This window comes from Rhodococcoides kroppenstedtii (assembly GCF_900111805.1).
Lineage (GTDB): Bacteria > Actinomycetota > Actinomycetes > Mycobacteriales > Mycobacteriaceae > Rhodococcoides > Rhodococcoides kroppenstedtii.
The window spans coordinates 1-18,815 of sequence record NZ_FOJN01000009.1 but is presented as its reverse complement, the minus strand read 5'-3'; the positions used below and the strand labels follow the sequence as shown (position 1 = coordinate 18,815).

Below are 18,815 nucleotides of genomic sequence, written 5' to 3'. Positions count from 1 at the left end.
CAGTGTCGTTCGTGCGGCGGCCCGCCGGTCACTCGTGCGGCGGCTCGCCGGTGACGACGTGGTCGGCGTGGTTGATGCCTTCCCGCACCAACCGTGCGAGGTGCCCGTCGCGGATGCGGTAGACCACGCGTCGCCCCTCTCGACGCGTGTCCACCAGTCCGGTGAAGCGCAGCTTCGCCAGGTGTTGACTCACGGCGGTGCGGGAGGCGCCGCATGCGTCGACGAGGGCGGTCACGTCCGCCTCGCCGTCGGTGAGGGTCCACAGGATGTGCAGACGGGTGGGGTCGGCCAGCATGCGAAAGGTGTTGGTGGCGGCGTCGAGTCGCGCGGTGTCGGGGTCGACGGGATGAACGAGCGACGGTGGACGGGTGCGGTCCTGCTCGCCGGCCATCGCCGTCACCACCCTGCTCGTCGGAGTCACACGGGGACCGGCTCGGCCACCGTGCGCGGCCAGGTCCGCGCCGCTGCTGCTGCGGTGAGTGTAGCGAGCACCGCCGCCGTGGCCGGGGCAGCGACGGGTGTCGACGCGAGCACGCCCGCCAGGGGATAGGTGACGAGGAAGCAGGCGTGCGAAAGGGAGAACTGGGCGGCGAAGACGAGGGGCCGGTCGGCCTCGGCGGTGCGATCGCGCAGGACGCGGCCGGTCGGGGTGGAGATCGCCGACGTCGCGGCGCCGAGCAGCGTCCAGCCGGTCGCCAGGACGGCCCAGCCGCCGCCGACGGTGAAACCGACCGCGACGAGCGCGAGAACGGTCGCCACCGCGGCGGCGCCGACGATCATGACCGGCCGGACGTCGTGCACCCGATCGAGCAGGCGCGGGAGGGCGAGGGCCGTGACCATCGAGCCCGCACCGAAGCAGGCCAGGGCGAGCGCGACGGCGGTCTCGCCGCCGCCGAGCTCGTCGCGGACGATCGTGACGGTGGCGACGAGGACCACGGCGGTTCCCGACGCCACCACGGCGTTCAGCCAGAGCAGCCCGCGGAGCACGGGGTCGGCCAGCATGAGGCGGGCTCCCGCGGTGACGCGGGCGCGGCGGTTCGGGGCGTCGGCGTGGTCGGTGGGTGCGTCGGCCCGTCGGGCGAGACCACGCCACACCAGCAGTCCCGATCCGAGGAATCCCACGAGCGTGCCGACGAACAGCGAGTGGTAACTCGTCACCAGGAGCGCGGCCGCGGCGAGGACGGGGCTGAGGACGGATTCCAGGTCGTAGGCGAGCCGGGAGAGGGACAGGGCGCGGGTGTAGTCACGCTCGTCGGGCAGGACGGTGGGGATGACGGCCTGGAACGCGGGCGTGAAGGTCGCGGAGGCGGACTGCAGGACGGCGATCAGGACGTAGATCTGCCAGACCTGGTCGACGAACGGGAGGGCGAGAGCGACGGCGGCGCGCACCGCGTCCGCGCTCACCATGAGGGTGCGTCGCGGAACCCGGTGCGCCGCAGCGGACATGATCGGCGCGACGACGACGTACGCGACCATCTTGATGGCGAGTGCGAGGCCGAGGACGACTCCGGCGTCGGTGCCCGCGAGGTCGTAGGCGAGCAGGCCGAGGGCGACGGTGAGCAGCCCGGTGCCGACGAGGGCCACCACCTGAGCGGCGAAGAGCGGGCGGAATCGCGGGTTGCCGAGGACGGTCCACATGGACGCGACAGTACCAACATGTTCGCACGTGTGCACACGAGAACCCGTTGGTCGGCCACGAGGCCGGCGTTCTCGTGCCGTGGAATCGACGAAGGGTCTGGTGCTCGGGGCCGGTTGCCGACATAATCCGTGTCGTGAACGATGTAGGTGTTACCTCGAGTAACCTGATCGCTGCCGCACCACAGGGCGGCGGGGCCGCGCTGGATCAGGTCATCGGCATGAGTGCCGCGGCCGGCGTGATCTCGCTCTTCCTGCTGTATCTGGCGGTCATGCATCGCACCCGCCGCATCACGTGGTTGCAGCGGCTCGCGGACTTCGCGGGGGAGAAGACCAACCGGCCCGGCTGGGTGGCGCTGCCGATGGTCATGTTCGTCTCGACCATCCTCACGGCGTTCTTCGGCTTCATCTGGGACGTCAGCCTGCACATCGGCCGCGGCCGCGACGAGGGCCCGCTGGCGAACCCGGCCCACTACTTCATCCTCGTCGGGCTGTTCTTCCTCTTCATCGCCGGCTGCCTTGCGATCATCCTGCCGATCGACGAGAAGCCCGGCCCGTCGGCCGTGAAGATCACGCGCACCTGGTACGCCCCCACCGGCGGTCTGCTCATCGCCGGTGCGGGCCTGTACGCGCTGATCGGTTTCCCGCTCGACGACATCTGGCACCGCATCTTCGGGCAGGACGTCACCCTCTGGGGCCCGACGCACCTCATGCTCATCGGCGGTGCCGGGCTCTCCCTCGTCGGCGTGCTGCTGCTCGAGCACGAGGGCCGGGTCGCGATGGCCGGCAACGTCGCCACCGATCCCGAGTCCGCCGGCGATCCCACCGGCGACACCGAGACCCGTCCCGCCGTCGGCGTCGAATCCGGTCGACGGGCGGTCATCACCTGGTTCATGCGGGCGTCGGCGTTCGGCGGCCTCGTCATCGGCCTGTCGGTGTTCCAGATCGAGTACGACTTCGGGGTCGAACAGTTCCGCCTCGTGTTCCAGCCACTGCTCATCACGGCCGCCGGTGCGTTCGCCCTGATCGCCGCCGTGCTCATGGTCGGCCGGGGCGCCGCGCTGTTCGCCGTCGCGTTCGCCGCGGTCGTCCGCTGGATCACCGCGCTGATCGTCGGGCCCGTGCTCGGCGAGCCGCACAGCACGTTCGCGCTCTACCTCGGCATGGCCCTCGTGGTCGAGATCCTGGGCCTGACCGCCCTCACCAAGCGCCGTCTGCTCTTCGGCGCCGTCGCGGGTCTCGCCGTCGGCACCGTCGGCGTCTACCTCGAATCGCTGTGGGTCGAGGCCATGTACCTCTACCCGTGGCCGACGAGCATGTGGCTCGAGGCCCTCGCCACCACGATCCCGACGGGCGTGCTGGTCGGCCTCACCGGCGGACTGTTCGCGCAGGCCCTCAGCGGAGACGGACTGCCCCGCCCCGCGATTCGCCGCTCCATCGTGCTCGGCATGGTGGTGGTCTGCTCGGCGAGCGTCGCCAACGGACTCATGATCGACGTGCCGCAGAACGCGCAGGCCACCGTGCAGCTCACCGACGCCCCGCGGGAGGACGGCTTTCGCATGGTGAACGCCACCGTGCAGATCAGCCCGTCCGACCTGATCTCCGACGACCCCGAGTGGGTCTCGCTCCTCGCGTGGCAGGGCGCGGGCGACACGCTGAACGGACTGGTCGTCGACAACCTCGAACGCACCGGACCGGGCGACTACCGCTCCACCCGCCCGATGCCCGTCGACGGCACGTGGAAGACCTTCCTGCGCGTGCAGGACGGCCGCACCATGGCCGGCGCGCCCATCTTCATGGCCGCCGACGAGGGCATCGGTGCCGAGGAGGTGCCCGCGCTCGCGGAGTTCACCCGCCCCCTCGAGTACGAGACCAAGCTGCTCCAGCGCGAGCGCAGTTTCGATCACCCGGCCTGGCTGTTCACCGCGGCCTCGCTGGTGGTGCTCGCCTGCTCCCCCGCCCTGCTGTGGGCGCTGGCCTGGGGTGCGGCGCGCATCAGCCTGCGCTCGCCCGGCAACACCGCGAGCACCGACGAGCGGCCCCGGACGCGCGTATGACGGTCACAGGACCACCGCCCGGCACCGTCTGGATGGCGGACCACCCGCTGATCCTGGCGGTGCCGGCGTTCGTCCCCGCGTTGATCATCGCGGGGGTCGTGGGATTCATCGTGGTGCGCGACCGACGTGCGGAGCGTGCCGAGAACGAGGAGGCCGCGGCGCAGGACGACCTCGCCGCCGCCAACGACCGAGAAGAGGGCCGGGGACGGCCCGGGAAGCCCGACGAGGGGGATTCGTGACGACGCCGAGAACGCGCCGACTGGTGACGACGCTGGCCGCCGTGGGACTGGTGGTGGCGGGCTGCGGTGCGGAGAGCGAGACGCCGAGCGCACCGAACGACGTCTCGTCCACCGTGGACACCACCGTCGTCCAGAGCGACAGTGAGCAGGCCACCGACACGGACTCCACCGACATCGACGTCAGCATCGCCGGTGGGGAGGTCACGCCCACCGACGAGCGGATCGAGGGCACCGTGGGCCGGGAGATCGTGCTGACCGTCGACAGCGACGCGGTCGACGAGCTGCACGTGCATTCCGTGCCCGAGTACACCTTCCCCGTCGCGGTCGGTGAGGACCAGGAGTTCCGCTTCACCGTCGACGTTCCCGGCTCGGTGGACATCGAACTGCACGACGCAGGCGTCACCGTCGCCACGGTGCTCGTCCGGCCGTGACGTTCGGCCACACCGACCTCCTCGCGCACGGCCTCGGCGGGTCCACCGACTTACCGATCCCCGTCACCTACGCCCTCATCGGCGGGGCGTGGGCGCTCGCCGCATCCTTCGCGATTCTGTTGGTGGCGTGGAAGACTCCGCGTCTCGACGCGAGTCGGGTCCGTCGCGTGCTGCCGGGTCTCACGCGGGTGGTCGACTCCCCGGTGGTCCGGGGCGTCGTCGGCGTCCTGTCGGTCGCCCTCGCCGCCTGGGTCGGCGCGGCGTCGCTGCTCGGTCCGCAGGATTCGTCGAACGCCCTGATGGGGGTGTTCTACGTCCTCGTCTGGGTGGGGTTGGTGCCGGCCTCGCTGATCGCCGGCCCGGTGTGGCGGGTGGTCTCGCCGGTGCGCGCTCTGCACCGCGGGGTGTGTGTTCTGCTGCGCCGCAACCCTTCTCGTGGGGTGACGACGCTGCCCGCCGTCGGGGTGGTGCCCGCGGTCGTGGGGTTGTTCGCCTTCGTGTGGCTCGAACTGGCGTCGTCGGATCCGGGTTCGGTTGCGGCGGTGCGACTCTGGTGCCTGGTCTACGTGGCGGTGCTGCTGGTCGGCGCGCTGGTGTTCGGGGACCGGTGGTTCGCCGCGGCCGATCCGTTCGAGGTGTTCTCCGGCGTCGTGGCCCGCCTGTCCTGGCTGCGTCGTGACCGGGAGTCGGGGCAGCTCGCGGCGGTGAGCCCGCTGGACAACGCCTCGTCGCTGCCGATCCGTCGCGGCACCGTCGCCGTGATCGCGACGCTGCTGGGGTCGACGGCGTTCGATTCCCTGGCGCAGACACCGTTCTGGAAGGACCTGGCCCGCGGAGCCGGTGACCCGGTAGTCGCCCGCACGCTGGGCCTACTCGCCTGCATCGCGATCGTCGGCACGGCGTTCTGGCTCGCGGCACGCACCACCGGCGGGGTCACCCGCGCCGAACGCGCGACACTACCGGGGCTGCTGGCCCATTCGCTGATCCCGATCGTCGTGGGCTACTTCGTGGCGCACTACCTGACCTATCTGGTCGAGAAGGGGCAGCAGAGCGTCTTCACGCTGTTCGACCCGTTCGACCGCGGCTGGAATCCCCTCGGCATCGCCGACGCGTCGGTGAACTACACGCTGTCCTCGCACCCGTCGGTCCTCGCGAGCGTCACGGTGCTCGCGGTGGTGATCGGCCACATCGTCGGCGTCACCTTGGCGCACGATGCGTCGCTGCGCATCCTGCCGAAGCGCCACGTGCTGACGGGCGAGCTGGCGCTGATGATGGTGATGGTGCTCTACACCTTCCTCGGGCTGTATCTGCTGTTCGGAGCGTGACTGTCGGACCGCTCGGCTAGGCTCCCGGGCACCGCTCTCGCCGGCGGGTGCTCGGGGGTCGGGCACGGACCATCAGGGGGTTTTCGGTGGGGTTCTCGCGTGTCGTTCGGTCCGCCGCTGTGCTCGGCACCGCGCTCACGGTCCTGATCGGAGCGGCGGCCACCCCCGTCGCCGCCGATCCCACGGGTGGAGCGGCCGCCGCCGCGTGGACGGCCGCCGCCGACGCGCCGCCGCAGTATCCGCAGGTGGCCATCGACTGGGACGTCCCCGTCACCATGAGCGACGGAACGGTGTTGAAGGCCAACGTCTATCGCCCGGCCGACGCGCAGGGCCGGCCGGTGGAGACGGATCTGCCGACGGTTCTCAACATCACGCCCTACACCAAGCTCGCCGGCAATTTGATCGACTCGATCCAGCAGATCCCCGGGGTCAGTGAGCCGGTGCTCGACTTTCTGGCCGGGCTGAACTTCGCCGGCACGCCCTTCGACGGCATCACCGAGCTCACGCAGGCCGTCGACGGCGGCGGCCTGCGCATCTTCGGCGTGAACCGCAACCTGGTGCAGAACGGCTACGCGCAGGTGGTGGTCGACGCCCGCGGGACGGGCTTCTCGCAGGGCACGTGGGACGTCCTCGGCCCGCGCGAGCAGCAGGACTCGGTGGAGATCATCGACTGGATCTCCCGGCAGCCGTGGTCCGACGGCGCTGTCGGGATGAGCGGAATCTCCTACTCCGCCATCAACTCCGTGCAGGCCGCCGCGCTGCAACCGCCGGCCCTGAAGGCGATCTTCCCCGTCGAGCCCAGTACCGACCTGCTGCGTGACATCGTCGGCACCGGCGGTGCGCTCGGCGTGGGGTTCATGCCGCTCTGGCTGGTGCTCGTCAACGCGCTGAAGTTCGTGCCGGACGTGCAGTCCATCCTGCAGGGCCGGTTCGATCCGGCCTGGTTGCAGTCCCGGCTGGACGATCCCGCCATCCTCGTGCCGGAGCTGATCAACGCGCTGACCGCGCCGACCATCGACCAGGTCCGGCCCGAGACGTTGTCCGTGGCGCAGGACGGGCAGTTCTACGCGGACCGCAGCGCCGACGCGACGGCCGTCACCGTCCCCACCCTGCTCTACGGCGGCTGGCACGACATCTTCACCGGCTCGGTTCCGCGGATCTACGACGACATCCCGCTTCAGCCGGGCAGCAAGCAACTGATCATGGGCGACGGCTACCACGTGAACCCCGGTGCCGGCTTCGGTCGCCCGGGCAACCCGCCGCGGCTCGACGCCCTGCAGCGCGCGTGGTTCGACCGCTGGCTCAAGGGAATCGACAACGGAATCGAGAACTACGGCCCCGTCACGCTCTTCCAGCAGGGCGGCGGCTGGACCACCACCTCGCAGTTCCCGCGGGCGGGCGCGGAGTCTCAGCGCATGTACCTCTCGGCCGCGCCCAGCGGCACCGCCGGTCACGCGCGGTACGACGGCAGCCTTACCGAGGCGCCGGTGCCGGACACCGCCCGACTCACCGTCGCGCCGGGTCTGCGTGGGCTGTGCTCCCGCGACGCCGCGCTCGGAACCGCCGGAGCCGCCGCCATTCTGGGGTCGGTATGTACCCGCGACTCACGGTTCGCCGAGGCCGAGGCGTTGACGTTCACCGGGGCACCGGTGACCGCGCCGACGCAGATCTCGGGGGCCACCAACGTCCGGCTGAACACCGTCCTCGATCGCCCGGACGGGTTCTGGGTGGCCACGCTGAACGACGTCGCCCCCGACGGCACGTCCACCCCGCTCACGCACGGTGCGATCACCGCATCGCTGCGCGCGATCGACGACGCACGGAGTACGCGCAGCGCCAACGGTGACTACGTCGACGCGACGCCCGCGCTCACACTGGAGACCCGCCGCACCGTCGTGCCGGGCGAGCCCACCACCGTCGACATTGGCCTGCTGCCCACCGACGCCGTGATCCAACCCGGCCACCGGCTGCGTCTCGACGTCATGGCAGCGTCCGTCCCCCGCTACCTCCCGCTGGGGCCGATGCTCGCCGACTCAGGTCTCGCGCCGCAGCACATCCAGCTGGACCCGACCCGGCCGAGCTTCGTGAACGTGCCGTTCGTGAACTGAGGTGTCCGGGTTAGGGTGACCGGGCACGCGTCGTCCGGCGAGGGAACCCGGTGGGAATCCGGGACTGGCGCGCAACGGTGACGGACCCCGGGTGGGGGTCCGAAGTCCGATCGCTCGCCGGCCGACACCACCCTCGGGGCTCCGCGCACGGGCCCGTAGCAGGACGGCACAACAGAACATGTCACGACTCACCGCACTCACCGCTGCGGCAGCCCTGGTGCTGGCCGCAGGCTGCTCTGCGTCGACCTCCGACGCCGCCGCTCCCACCGTGGACGGCTTTCCCCTCACCCTCGAGAACTGTGGCCGCACGGTCACCGTCGACGCCCCGCCGCAACGCGCGGTGTCGCTGAACCAGGGCTCGACCGAGATCCTGTTGTCGCTCGGACTGGCCGACCGGCTGGTGGGCACCGCCACGTGGACCGACCCCGTCCGCGAGAACCTCGCCGAGGACAACGCCCGGGTTCCCCGGCTCGCCGACGACAAGCCCTCCCTCGAGGTGGTCTCCGACGCCGACCCCGATTTCGTCAGCGCCTCCTTCGGCGGCACTCTCGGCCCGGGCGGAGTGGCGGATCGAGATCGGTTCGAGCAGTTCGGCATTCCCTCCTACCTGTCGCCGACGGATTGCGTCGGCATGGCGGCCACGAGCGTCAACGCCGACGGCGCCCGCGCCGAGCCGCTGCGTCTCGAGACGGTGTACCAGGAGATCCGAGACCTGGCTGCCATCTTCGACGTGACGGAGCGCGGGGAGCAGCTGGTCGCCGACCTCACCGAGCGTGCGCAGCGCGCCGCGGACGGCGTCCCGCCCGGCGACCCCACCGTCGCGTATTGGTTCTCCGACGTCGCGGCCCCGTACATGGCGGGGTGCTGCGGGGCGTCGGGCGTCATCTCGTCGGCGGTGGGGGCGCGGAACGTCTTCGCCGACACCACCGACGAGTGGCCGCAGATCGGGTGGGAGGCCGTCGCCGACCGCAATCCCGACGTGCTGGTCCTCGCCGACCTGTCCCGCCGCACCATCGACGGCGACGCGCTGGAGAGCAAGATCGCGTTCCTCGAATCCAACCCCGTCACCAGCCGGATGCGGGCGGTGATCGACCGTCGCTACGTCGTCGTCAACGGGGCGGATCTGAACCCGTCGATCCGCACCGTCGACGGGATCGAGAAAGTGGCTGCGGCACTGAAGGAGTGGGGCACGGCGTGAAGCACGCCGCAGTCGTTCTCGGCGTGCTGGGGGCCGTCCTCGCGTCGATCGCGGTGTCGATCACGGTGGGCCCGGCGAACCTCACCACCGCCGACGTGGTGGCCGTCGTCGTTGCTCACCTCGGGGGCCCGGCCGCCGAGGTGAGCCGCATCCAGGACGGCATCGTGTGGGAGATGCGCTTGCCCCGTGCGGTTCTCGCGGCACTGTGCGGGACGGGCCTGGCCCTGTGCGGGGCGGTGATGCAGTCGATGCTGCGCAACCGGCTGGCGGATCCGTTCGTGCTCGGCATCTCGTCCGGGGCCTCGACGGGTGCGGTCACGGTGGCGGTGCTGGGGATCGGCGCCGGCGTGCTGTCCCTGTCGTCCGGAGCGTTCGTCGGGGCGTTGGTGTCCTTCGTGTTGGTGATGATGCTGGCGACCGGTGCGGGCGGCGGCACCGGACCGGTCATCCTCGCGGGAGTGGCCGGGACGCAACTGTTCTCGGCGCTCACGTCGTTCATCGTGCTGTCCTCGGCGGACGCGGAGCAGACCAGGGGAGTGCTGTTCTGGTTGCTCGGCTCCCTCGCCGGCGCGGACTGGGCCGACGTGTGGGCCTGCGCCGGGGCCGTGGGACTCGGCATGGTGGTGTGCGTGATCGCGGCGCCCTCCCTCGACGCGATGACCCTGGGGTCCGACGCCGCCACCGCCCTCGGCGTGCCCATTCTGCGGCTGAAGGTGATCCTGCTGGGGGTGACGGCGCTGATGACCGCCACCATCGTCGCCGCGGCGGGGGCCATCGGCTTCGTCGGGCTGGTCCTCCCGCACGCCGCGCGGCTGCTGGTGGGGCCCCGGCACAGCCGCCTGCTGCCCACCACCATGGCGATGGGTGCGGTGTTCATGGTGTGGGCGGACACGTTGGCGCGCAGCATCTTCAGCCCGCAGGAGATCCCCGTGGGGGTGGTCACCGCGCTCGTGGGCGTCCCCGCCTTCGCCGCGATCCTGCTGCGCGGTCAACGGTGGGGCCGTCGGGTGCGCAGCGCCCCTCGACTGGTGGCGGCGCGGTAGACCGGGCCTGGTTGCCCACAACTCGCCGGATTCGACGGGATCCCGCCGAATCCGGCGACCTGTGTGCACTGGCGCCCGCTCAACACCCCCGCCCCGGCCGCAGCTCCAGGTGATCCCGCGACCGCGCCACCACGAACGCCTGCGCAGCGCTCTCCCCGGCCCGCTTGTCGGCGGAGCGCAGGGCGTCCCGGTGCAGCACGTAGCCGGTGTCCATGAGCATCTCCTGCACCTCGCCGACGTCGTGGCGCAGGAAGTCCAGCGACACCTCGTGCCCCCACGCCTCGCGCACTTCGAGCGTCGGCGCGGCGGTCTGGAACGCCAGGAGCAGCCACCCGTCGTCGCGCAGCACCCGGCGGAACTCGGTGAGCACGGCGGGCAACTCGGCCGTCGGGGTGTGCACCAGCGAGTACCAGGCACAGACGGCGTCCACGGCTCCGTCCCGCACGGGCAGCGCCCCCAGATCCCCGATCACCACGCGCTCCAGCGAGGCCAGCCGCACCATCGCCGCCGACCGGTCCAGCCCCACCGGCGAGAGCCCCGCAGCCGCCAGCTCCCGCGCCGCGGTGCCCGGGCCGCAGCCGACGTCGAGCACCGTCCGGCCGCCGGCCGCGGTCACCGAGCGGGCGAACGACGCGAGCACCCCGCGATCGAACGGCGCGAGGGTGGGGAAGGCGGCGGCGTAGTCGTGGGCGATGGCGTCGTACTGCGCGGCCACTCGGGAGGTCACGACGGTCAGCGTAGGTGCGGGTCAGGCGGTGTGTTCGACGGACAGGGGCACGGCGGTGGGTCGGCCGAGGAGGAAGCCCTGGACGAGGCCGGCGCCGAGGGCCCGGGCCGCCTCGAGTTCGTCCTCGGTCTCGATGCCCTCGTAGATGCACTCCGCACCGATGTCACCGGCGAAGGAGGTGAGGGCCTTCGCGGCGGCGCGGCGCATGGGGTCGTGGTCGAGGCCGCGGACGATGGAGGCGTCGAGTTTGACCACGTCCGGCTTGATCTCGACCAGCTGACGCAGGCCCGAGTGGCCGGCGCCGACGTCGTCGACGGAAATGGACAGGCCCGCGGCGCGCAGGTCGTCGAGGGCGAGGGTGAGCTGGTGGTAGTCGCGCACCAGGTCGTGTTCGGTGATCTCGACGATCACCCGCCGCTGCGTGGCCAGGGGCAGCAGCAGCCGAGTGAGGTCCGCCGCCATGATGGTGCCGGCGGAGACGTTGATGGCGAGGAACGCGTCCGGCTCGAGGTGGTGAGAGGCGAGCACGGCGCGCTGCACGGCCGCCAGCTCGAGGGGAGTCTGCAGGCCGGCCGCGGCGGCGTCGGCGAACCACGTCTGCGGGGTGCCGTGGCCGGCCGGGAAGCGGGAGAGGGCCTCGTATCCGGCCACGGTTCCGTCCCCCACGCGGACGACGGGTTGGAACACGATGGTCGGGCCGCCGTCGGCGAGGAGGTCGACGAGGTGGTCGTGCTCCGGGCGTCGTTCGTCGCCTTCGAGCGTGCCGGAGTACCGCGCCAGCGAGGCCGAGGCGATCAGTCGGCCCAGCACCACCAGGCGCGAGGTGCCGTCGCCGAGGTGCGCGCGGGACGTCGTGCACGTCAGCGGAGTGGGCGCGCTGCGCAGCCGGAGGGATTCGACGTCGTCACGCAGGGCATCGAGGTCCTCGGCCACGCGGTCGGCGCCGCCCAGCAGAACGCAGGCGAACTCGGCGTGCCGAATGCGGGCGATCAGCGCGCCGGGGGCGCTCTCGCGCAAGGCCCCGGTCAGTTCGGCGACCACTTCCTTGGCGGTGGTGCGCCCGTGACGGGCGTCGATGTCCTCGAGGGCGACGTGGATCAGGGCGACGCCCATGGTGAGGTCGGCGGTCCGCAACTGTTGGACCTGGCCGATGGCGGCTTCGAGGCCGCGGCGGTTCAGCAGACCGGTCGTGGTGTCGCGGCGTGAGGTCGACACCTGGTCGCGCAGGTACGCGACGTAGAGCTGCACCAGGAACGGGGTGGTGCTGGCGCCCAGGATGGTGACGGTGCGGGCGGCGAGCAGCATGGGGTCGGCCTCGTCGGCGGCCATGGCGGCCAGGACCAGGGTGACCACCACGGAGAACACGATGTGCATCCGGAGGACCCGGCTGGTGGTGAACACCACGCCGAACAGCGAGACGAGGATCAGCAGCACGGCTCCGGGCAGGGCGTCCCAGGAGGACTCGAAGCTGAACAGCACCGCGGTGATGCCGATGTCGGAGTACAGGATGAAGAGGGGTGCCATGGCGTCCCACCGTCGGAACCACCGCCGCCAGGCGTACGCGACGGGAATGGTGGTCGCGGATGCCGCGGCGACGACCCAGAGCCCGCCGGGGCGCAGTTCGCCGGACAGAGCGGAGAAGGTTCCGGCGGATCCCACGACGACGATGAGCATCACGACGGCGCGACGCGACGACCGGGCGATACGATCGCGGGTCGGCACGGCTGCCGGGGTGCGCAACATCGATTCCACGCTCCATCGCCGGGGCCACCCGGCCCGACCCCGGATGACATCCAACAGGTGATGACAGATTCGTTGACGCAAGCATATTCGGACGGCAAAACGTTTACCAGAGCCCGTGGTGGATATGGGGTCCGAATAGCGTCGTCGTTCCGGTCGGTACGGACGCCGAAGTGCGGAAAGGCGGGGCGTGTCGATGCCGACGTGACTCGGCGCCCCGTATCGTCCCCGACGGCGGGAGAGCCCGCTCCTCACCCGAAAGGCCCTCTTGCCGTGACCACCACGTTCCGCGTCGCCGCGGCGTCGCTGTCCGCCGCGTCCCTCGTCCTGGCCGGATGTTCGTCGTCGGACACCGACGACGCCACCGGAGGTGCGGACGGTGCGATCACCGGCGAAATCACGGTGTTCGCGGCGGCGTCGCTGAAGGCGACGTTCACCGAGCTGGGGGCGCAGTTCGAGGCCGCGCACCCCGGCACCACGGTCACCTTCACGTTCGCCGGGTCGTCGGACCTGGTCACCCAGCTGACCCAGGGCGCACCGGGCGACGTGTTCGCGTCCGCGGATACCGCCAACATGACGAAGGCGGTCGACGCCGGGCTGATCGCCGGCGAGCCGACGAACTTCGCCACCAACACCCTCACCATCGTCACCCCGCCGGACAACCCGGCGGGCATCACGTCGTTCGCCGATCTCGCGACCCCCGGCGCCAAGGTCGTCGTCTGCGCGCCGCAGGTGCCGTGCGGGTCCGCGACCGCGACGCTCGAGTCGGCCACGGGGGTCGACATCACCCCGGTCAGCGAGGAATCGGCCGTCACCGACGTGCTGGGCAAGGTCACCGCCGGCGAAGCGGACGCCGGTCTGGTGTACGTCACGGACGCGTCGGGCGCGGGGGAGGCCGTCGCGACCGTCCCGTTCCCGGAGTCGGCGCAGGCCGTCAACACCTACCCCGTCGCGGTGCTCGGGGAGTCGCGAAACGCTGCGGCGGCACGGGCATTCGAGGAGTTGCTGACCGGCCCGGAGGGTCGTGCGGTGCTGGAGAACGCCGGGTTCGCCGCGCCCTGACGCGCGCCGCGGTGAGTTTTCGTGACGACGCGAGTCGGAAGACGTAAGAGTCCGTCAGTGGAGGAGAAGTCATGCGCCAGTTGATCGTCACCGCGTTCGTGTCCGTCGACGGAGTGATGGAGGCGCCGGGCGGCGAGCCCGGCTACCGCAACTCCGGGTGGACGTTCCAGGCCGTGGAGTTCGACGAGGCCGCGTACGAGATCAAGGGCCGGGAGCAGTCGGAGACGACGGCCCTGCTGCTGGGTCGCACGTCGTACGAGGCGTTCGCGCCGGTTTGGCCGACCATGGCGGACTTCGCCGAGTACAACGCGATGCCGCGATACGTGGTGTCGACGACTCTGGAGCGTGACGACGAGCGGTGGCCGGCCACCGTGCTCCGCTCCGTCGACGACGTGGCCGCGCTCAAGGAGACCGACGGCGGGCCGATCGCGGTCCACGGCAGCGCGACGCTCGGCAAGTCGCTCGCCGACGCGGGACTGGTGGATCGGTACCACCTGTTGGTCTTCCCGGTGTTGCTCGGTGCGGGCCGGCGGCTGTTCAGCGAGACGGACAAGGATCTGCAGAAGCTGACTCTGGTCGAGCACGAGGTGTATTCGAACGGAATTCAGAAGCAGGTTTTCGACGTCCAGCGGTGACGAAATCCAACAATGCGGGGAAAACTCGAGTAGCAGGCACCGCAGGGGTGTCGTAGTTTCCCGGTCATGGCTATTTCGGCGGAAAACCGTAGAAAGCTGAACGTCTTCACGTTCGTGGTGGGAGCCGCGCTCACCATTCTCGCGATCTACGACCTGTCGATCGGCGAGCGGGCCGCGAGCGTGTGGATCGCGATCGTGTGCTGGCCGATCGTGGCCGTCGGGTCGGCGTACCAGCTGTGGGGACCCGCGGCGCGGCGCACGTGATCCGAATTCCGGGCCGGGCGATCCATTCCCGCACCGGTGTCGAATGGGTCACATGATGTGGCTGATCGTCGCGGTGGCCGTTCTCGCGGTGTGGACCGTCGGGGCCGTCGTGCTCGGCGTCAAGATGGGCTACGCCATTCGCCGGGCCGACGAGCGGTCCGAGACCGATCGCGCCGGCGCTTACCTCGAGCTGGTGTGGTTCGAGTCCAAGACGAAGAACACGCTGCTCACGCGCGTGTAGCGCGCGTGGTTACAGCAGGCCCTTCGCGGCGCAGAGCGCGAGCAGGCCGGCGAGGACCACGCCGCTCACACCGAGCAGCGCGGCCTCGAGCGGTCGCGGTTTCCGGGGGTCACGAACGGTGGACGTCCTCTTCGCCATACCGCGAGTGTCCCGTATCCCGGTTTCCGCCGCAAGAACAGGGGAATCGGTGTCCTCCGAACGAATGACACGGGGGATTGACCCGGAATGGCCGGTTCACCCGAAGTCGATCATCACCTTCAGAGCCTCACGGTCGTCCATGGCGCGGTACGCGTCCGGGACGTCGTCGATACGCACGGACCGGTCGAACACCTTGCCCGGCGCGATGGTCCCGTCGAGCACCTGCGGGATGGCATGCTCGAGGTAGGCGCGGACGGGAGCGACGCCGCCCGTCAGCGTCACGTTGTGGCCGAACAGCGAGGCCCACCCCACGGGCGCGTCCTGGTACTGCGGCACACCCACGCGTGAGATGACGCCGCCGGGACGGACGATGCCGTAGGCCTGCTCGTACGCCGGCATGTGCCCGACGGCTTCGAGCACCACGTGGCTGCCCTCGCCGCCGGTGAGCTCCTTGACCTTCTCGATGCCCTCGTCGCCACGCTCGGCCACCACGTCGGTGGCGCCGAACTCGCGGCCGAGGTCGGTGCGGGAGGTGTGCCGGCCCATGAGGATGATGCGCTCGGCGCCGAGCTGCCGGGAGGCCAGCACCGCCGAGAGGCCCACCGCGCCGTCGCCGATGACCGTGACGGTCTTGCCCTGCTCGACGCGGCCCATCACCGCGGCGTGGTAGCCGGTGAGGTAGACGTCGGAGAGCGTGAGCAGCGACGGCAGCAGGTCCGAGTGCTCGTCGACACCCGGCACCGCCACCAACGTTCCGGATGCCTGCGGGATGCGGGCGTACTCGGCCTGCAGTCCGCCGGTCTCGGCGCTGCCCCAGCCGCCGCCGTGGACGCACGAGGTGTGCAGCCCTTCCCGGCAGAACGCGCAGGTGTTGTCGGAGTACGTGAACGGGGTGATGACGAAGTCGCCCTTGCGCAGACCCGTCACCTCGGCGCCGAGGTCCTCGATCACGCCGATCAGCTCGTGCCCCATGGGCCGGCCCTCGCTGCGGGGCTTCAGCGAGTGGTAGGGGTGCAGGTCGGAGCCGCACACGCACGCGCGGACCACGCGGACGATGGCGTCGGTCGGTTCGAGGATCCGCGGGTCGGGCACGGTCTCGACACGGACGTCCCCGGCGGCGTACATGAACGTTGCTTTCATGCGTATGTCTCTACTCCTCCGAGGCCATCGGAGCACCCCTGGGGTCGGTCCGGTCGCGGTGCCATAGTGAGGGCGTGCCGGAACTCGATCACGACGTCGCCCGCGTTCGCGCGCTCCTCGCCGACCTGGGGCTGGACTCGATGGTGGACATCCACACCCACTTCATGCCGCACAACGTGCTGGCCAAGGTGTGGGGCTACTTCGACGCGGTCGAGCCGCGGCTGGGTCAGCCCTGGCCCATCGAGTACCGCACCGAGGAGGACGCGCGGACCCAGCGGCTCCGTGCCTACGGCGTCGAGCGGTTCACCTCCCTGCTCTACCCCCACAAGCCGGGCATGGCGCAGTGGCTGAACGGGTGGGCCGGGGAGTTCGCGGATCGAACGCCGGACTGCGTCCGCACCGGCACGTTCTATCCGGAGGCCGAGGCGGCGTCGTACGTCCGGACGGCGATCGACGACGGCGTGGGCGTCTTCAAATGCCATGTGCAGGTGGGGGATTACGACGTCCACGACCCGCTTCTCGACGACGTGTGGGGCGCGATCCAGGACGCCGGCGTCCCGGTGGTGATCCATTGCGGGTCCGGTCCCGAGCCGGGTCGCTACACCGGTCCCGACCCCGTCGAGACCCTGATGCGTCGTTACCCCCGCCTGCCGTTGGTGATCGCGCACATGGGCATGCCGGAGTACGCGCAGTTCCTGGACCTCGCCGACCGGTACGAGAGGGTGCGGCTGGACACCACCATGGTGTTCACCGCGTTCACCGAGCGGCTCGCGCCCTTCCCGGTGGACCTGCGCCCGAGGCTGCTCGACCTGCAGAAGCGCATCCTGTTCGGCAGCGACTTCCCCAACATCCCGTACCCCTACGCCGACGCCCTCCGGGCCGTCATGGAACTCGGGCTCGGTGACGACTGGGCGCGGGACGTGGTGCGTGAGAACGGGCGGGGGTTGGTGGGGTAGGGGGTTCTGCCATGTCGCTGTCGTTCGAACGGACTCTCCTGCAACAGGTTCGAGCGTCCTAGTCTCCGGAGTGCGCAGTCAGCGCATTCTGCAAGGAGGCAACATGGCTTACGACGACCGCTGCTCGCGATGCCGCGAGCGCCGATGCAGTACCTGCAAGGGTGAGGGCAAAGTGTGGGGGATGTTCGGTCACTGCACGTCCTGCCGAGGACACGGGGGCGCGCCGTGCTCACAGCACCGATGACAGCGCTCGCGTGACTGCCCTTCCCACACTCTTGTAAGGAGATCTCATGGTCATGCTCGCTTGGTCCGTGCTGGGTGCGGTCGTTCTGTTGTCCGGTTGGTTCGTCACCGAGAGTCCTGGCACCGTCTTCGTCCTCTTCCTGGCTTTCGTGTTCGCGACATGGGTTGCTGCGCTGGTGTTCTCGGCTCGCGCGCGGAACCAGGAGGATTTCCTCGTCGCGTCGACCGACGAGGTCGTCCTCCGGGCGGTGGCATCTCTCTTCGGGCCGTTGTGGAAGCAGGTCGACGGCCCCGGGCAGTTGAACTACAAGGCCCGTGGAATGGGTTTGGGCGTCCGGTCCTTCGGAGTGCAACCGACTATGTCGATCGACGCGGAACAATTTCCCGAAGGCGTTCAGGTCAGCGTGTGGACCTCGCATTGGATCAATCAAGGGGGGATGGTCATCGGAGTCGATCGAATCATGGCGCATCGGTGGCGAATCCGTCGAGCGCTGGCGGCACTGCCCGTCAGCGGTGACGCCTCGACACCTGTCTGACCCGAGTTCAGAACGAGGCCCGGCGCGTCACACGGCGCGCCGGGCCTCGTCTGTCGGAGCCTGTCGGGTGTCGATCGCTCAGTAGTACGTGGCGAAGAAGCGCGAGACGACGTCGGTGTTCGCGTCGGCGGCTGCGCCGCCGGCGACGATCAGCACGCCGAGGGCCACGACCGCGACGACGATCGGCCGCACCAAGGAATGCCGACCCACACTGGACGCCGTCTCGACGAGTGCGGCGACAAATGCGGCGAGCGCCACGCCGGTGACCCATTGCAACAGGGTCGCGACGTCCGTGAAGAGCCAGAGGAAGACGTCGGAGTTCTCCCGCGGCAGGCTCGAGGCGACATCCACGAGTGGCTCCGCTGTGGCCCATCGACCCAGCGCGATCGCCGGTAGCACGGTCACCCCGGTGGCAATCGCCGCGACCGAGGCCAGGCCTCGCGGCGGAACGGGAGCGTCGACGGGTGTCGACATCACTTGGTACGCAATGCGTCCGGCGACTGCTGCAGCGAGACCGCTCAGAAGGACGCCCACGGTGCCGTCAGGAATGCCTCCGGTGAACAGCGCGACGACAGCACCGAGCGCAAACGACACCGCCGCCGACCCCGCCGCCGGCACCACGACGATGCGCGCGATGTCGCTCTTGATCTGCAGGCTCAGTCGGAGGACGACCACGGACAGAAGTCCGATCGTGGGCAGGAAGCCACTGTGGTCACCGGGCCACCCGAAGGCGCTTTCCGGCATGATCGGCCCGCCGCCGACGACGGGTGCCACCTGATCCGAGATGGTCTGGAAGAAGGACCAGCGCCCCAATTCCGGTATCCACTGACCGACGAAGACCACGAGAGTCGGGATGCCGACGAGGGCGAGAAGAGTGCGCGCGTACTTGTCGACCGGCTGCGGGGTCTTGGCGGGTTGGTCCGGGACCTCCTGGTGGATCGGTGTGTTCAGGCTTTCGTCGGCGGATGTCAAGCCTTCGATGCTGGCACCGCCCCCGTCGAAGGAGCTTGACCCGGTTCTCCGGACACCTGATCTGTAGCGTTGCTGCTGCAGGAGAGGAGTCCGAGCCATGCCCGCTGCACATCCAGAGGAGTTCC

20 protein-coding genes are annotated in these 18,815 nt (G+C 70.3%); 13 read left to right on the top strand and 7 right to left on the bottom strand.

The genetic code is table 11. The features are described 5' to 3' along the window. Window positions 1–28: 28 nt before the first annotated feature. Both BMZ18_RS11455 and BMZ18_RS11450 read right to left on the bottom strand, forming a co-directional pair. A complete protein-coding gene (locus tag BMZ18_RS11455) occupies window positions 29–391 on the bottom strand; it encodes an ArsR/SmtB family transcription factor (RefSeq protein ID WP_068103461.1) in 363 nt (120 codons plus the stop codon). Between the two features lie 26 nt (window positions 392–417). Further along, window positions 418–1,638, bottom strand: coding sequence for an MFS transporter (locus BMZ18_RS11450; RefSeq protein WP_068365542.1), 1,221 nt, complete (start codon window positions 1,636–1,638; stop codon window positions 418–420). Between the two features lie 134 nt (window positions 1,639–1,772). Between BMZ18_RS11450 and BMZ18_RS11445 the strand changes: the two genes are divergently transcribed. From BMZ18_RS11445 to BMZ18_RS11415, 7 genes are all read left to right on the top strand, one after another. After that, window positions 1,773–3,692, top strand: a complete 1,920-nt coding sequence (locus tag BMZ18_RS11445; RefSeq protein ID WP_068365541.1) for a hypothetical protein — start codon at window positions 1,773–1,775, stop codon at window positions 3,690–3,692. Then, on the top strand, window positions 3,689–3,931 hold the full coding sequence (locus BMZ18_RS11440) for a hypothetical protein (RefSeq protein ID WP_068365540.1): 243 nt from the start codon (window positions 3,689–3,691) through the stop codon (window positions 3,929–3,931). The genes BMZ18_RS11445 and BMZ18_RS11440 overlap by 4 nt, the downstream gene beginning before the upstream one ends. Next, window positions 3,928–4,362, top strand: a complete 435-nt coding sequence (locus BMZ18_RS11435) for a hypothetical protein (RefSeq protein WP_074922190.1) — start codon at window positions 3,928–3,930, stop codon at window positions 4,360–4,362. The genes BMZ18_RS11440 and BMZ18_RS11435 overlap by 4 nt, the downstream gene beginning before the upstream one ends. Next, window positions 4,359–5,687, top strand: coding sequence for a hypothetical protein (locus tag BMZ18_RS11430; RefSeq protein ID WP_068365539.1), 1,329 nt, complete (start codon window positions 4,359–4,361; stop codon window positions 5,685–5,687). Before BMZ18_RS11435 ends, BMZ18_RS11430 begins: the two co-directional genes overlap by 4 nt. Window positions 5,688–5,806: 119 nt before the next feature. Next, window positions 5,807–7,795 (top strand): CocE/NonD family hydrolase, encoded by a 1,989-nt coding sequence (locus BMZ18_RS11425; RefSeq protein WP_068365538.1) that lies wholly within the window; start codon window positions 5,807–5,809, stop codon window positions 7,793–7,795. 178 nt (window positions 7,796–7,973) lie between these two features. After that, window positions 7,974–8,993, top strand: a complete 1,020-nt coding sequence (locus tag BMZ18_RS11420) for an ABC transporter substrate-binding protein (RefSeq protein ID WP_068365537.1) — start codon at window positions 7,974–7,976, stop codon at window positions 8,991–8,993. Further along, window positions 8,990–10,036, top strand: coding sequence for a FecCD family ABC transporter permease (locus BMZ18_RS11415; protein ID WP_244516503.1), 1,047 nt, complete (start codon window positions 8,990–8,992; stop codon window positions 10,034–10,036). Before BMZ18_RS11420 ends, BMZ18_RS11415 begins: the two co-directional genes overlap by 4 nt. Before the next feature lie 79 nt (window positions 10,037–10,115). On the opposite strand, the gene BMZ18_RS11410 is transcribed toward BMZ18_RS11415, so the two are convergent. Together BMZ18_RS11410 and BMZ18_RS11405 are read right to left on the bottom strand one after the other, a co-directional pair. Next, window positions 10,116–10,763, bottom strand: coding sequence for a class I SAM-dependent methyltransferase (locus tag BMZ18_RS11410; protein WP_169817754.1), 648 nt, complete (start codon window positions 10,761–10,763; stop codon window positions 10,116–10,118). 21 nt (window positions 10,764–10,784) lie between these two features. Continuing rightward, complete coding sequence (locus BMZ18_RS11405) at window positions 10,785–12,506, bottom strand: EAL domain-containing protein (protein ID WP_139203934.1); 1,722 nt, start codon at window positions 12,504–12,506, stop codon at window positions 10,785–10,787. A gap of 270 nt (window positions 12,507–12,776) precedes the next feature. Here BMZ18_RS11405 and modA point away from each other — a divergent pair, with 270 nt between their 5' ends. The 4 genes from modA to BMZ18_RS11385 all read left to right on the top strand — a co-directional run bounded on the left by modA (window position 12,777) and on the right by BMZ18_RS11385 (window position 14,705). Next, window positions 12,777–13,565 (top strand): molybdate ABC transporter substrate-binding protein, encoded by a 789-nt coding sequence (gene modA / locus BMZ18_RS11400; protein ID WP_068365533.1) that lies wholly within the window; start codon window positions 12,777–12,779, stop codon window positions 13,563–13,565. Between the two features lie 71 nt (window positions 13,566–13,636). Next, on the top strand, window positions 13,637–14,200 hold the full coding sequence (locus BMZ18_RS11395; protein WP_068365532.1) for a dihydrofolate reductase family protein: 564 nt from the start codon (window positions 13,637–13,639) through the stop codon (window positions 14,198–14,200). A 66-nt stretch (window positions 14,201–14,266) separates the two neighbouring features. Continuing rightward, window positions 14,267–14,464 (top strand): hypothetical protein, encoded by a 198-nt coding sequence (locus BMZ18_RS11390; RefSeq protein ID WP_068365531.1) that lies wholly within the window; start codon window positions 14,267–14,269, stop codon window positions 14,462–14,464. A gap of 52 nt (window positions 14,465–14,516) precedes the next feature. Next, on the top strand, window positions 14,517–14,705 hold the full coding sequence (locus BMZ18_RS11385; protein WP_068365530.1) for a hypothetical protein: 189 nt from the start codon (window positions 14,517–14,519) through the stop codon (window positions 14,703–14,705). 9 nt (window positions 14,706–14,714) lie between these two features. On the opposite strand, the gene BMZ18_RS20190 is transcribed toward BMZ18_RS11385, so the two are convergent. Together BMZ18_RS20190 and BMZ18_RS11380 are read right to left on the bottom strand one after the other, a co-directional pair. Beyond that, window positions 14,715–14,843: a hypothetical protein gene (locus tag BMZ18_RS20190; RefSeq protein ID WP_261770768.1), complete on the bottom strand. Its 129-nt coding sequence runs from the start codon at window positions 14,841–14,843 to the stop codon at window positions 14,715–14,717. A gap of 96 nt (window positions 14,844–14,939) precedes the next feature. Next, entirely contained in the window at window positions 14,940–15,983 is a 1,044-nt protein-coding gene (locus tag BMZ18_RS11380; protein ID WP_170851487.1) for a zinc-dependent alcohol dehydrogenase family protein, read from the bottom strand. A gap of 140 nt (window positions 15,984–16,123) precedes the next feature. Here BMZ18_RS11380 and BMZ18_RS11375 point away from each other — a divergent pair, with 140 nt between their 5' ends. Both BMZ18_RS11375 and BMZ18_RS11370 read left to right on the top strand, forming a co-directional pair. Then, window positions 16,124–16,939 carry an amidohydrolase family protein gene (locus BMZ18_RS11375; RefSeq protein ID WP_068365551.1) on the top strand — a complete coding sequence of 272 codons (816 nt, stop codon included), beginning with the start codon at window positions 16,124–16,126 and terminating at the stop codon, window positions 16,937–16,939. A gap of 290 nt (window positions 16,940–17,229) precedes the next feature. Further along, window positions 17,230–17,718: a hypothetical protein gene (locus BMZ18_RS11370; RefSeq protein WP_074922188.1), complete on the top strand. Its 489-nt coding sequence runs from the start codon at window positions 17,230–17,232 to the stop codon at window positions 17,716–17,718. A gap of 78 nt (window positions 17,719–17,796) precedes the next feature. Here the strand turns inward: BMZ18_RS11370 and BMZ18_RS11365 are convergent, their stop codons facing one another. Continuing rightward, window positions 17,797–18,690: a hypothetical protein gene (locus BMZ18_RS11365; protein WP_074922186.1), complete on the bottom strand. Its 894-nt coding sequence runs from the start codon at window positions 18,688–18,690 to the stop codon at window positions 17,797–17,799. Window positions 18,691–18,815 lie beyond the last annotated feature (125 nt).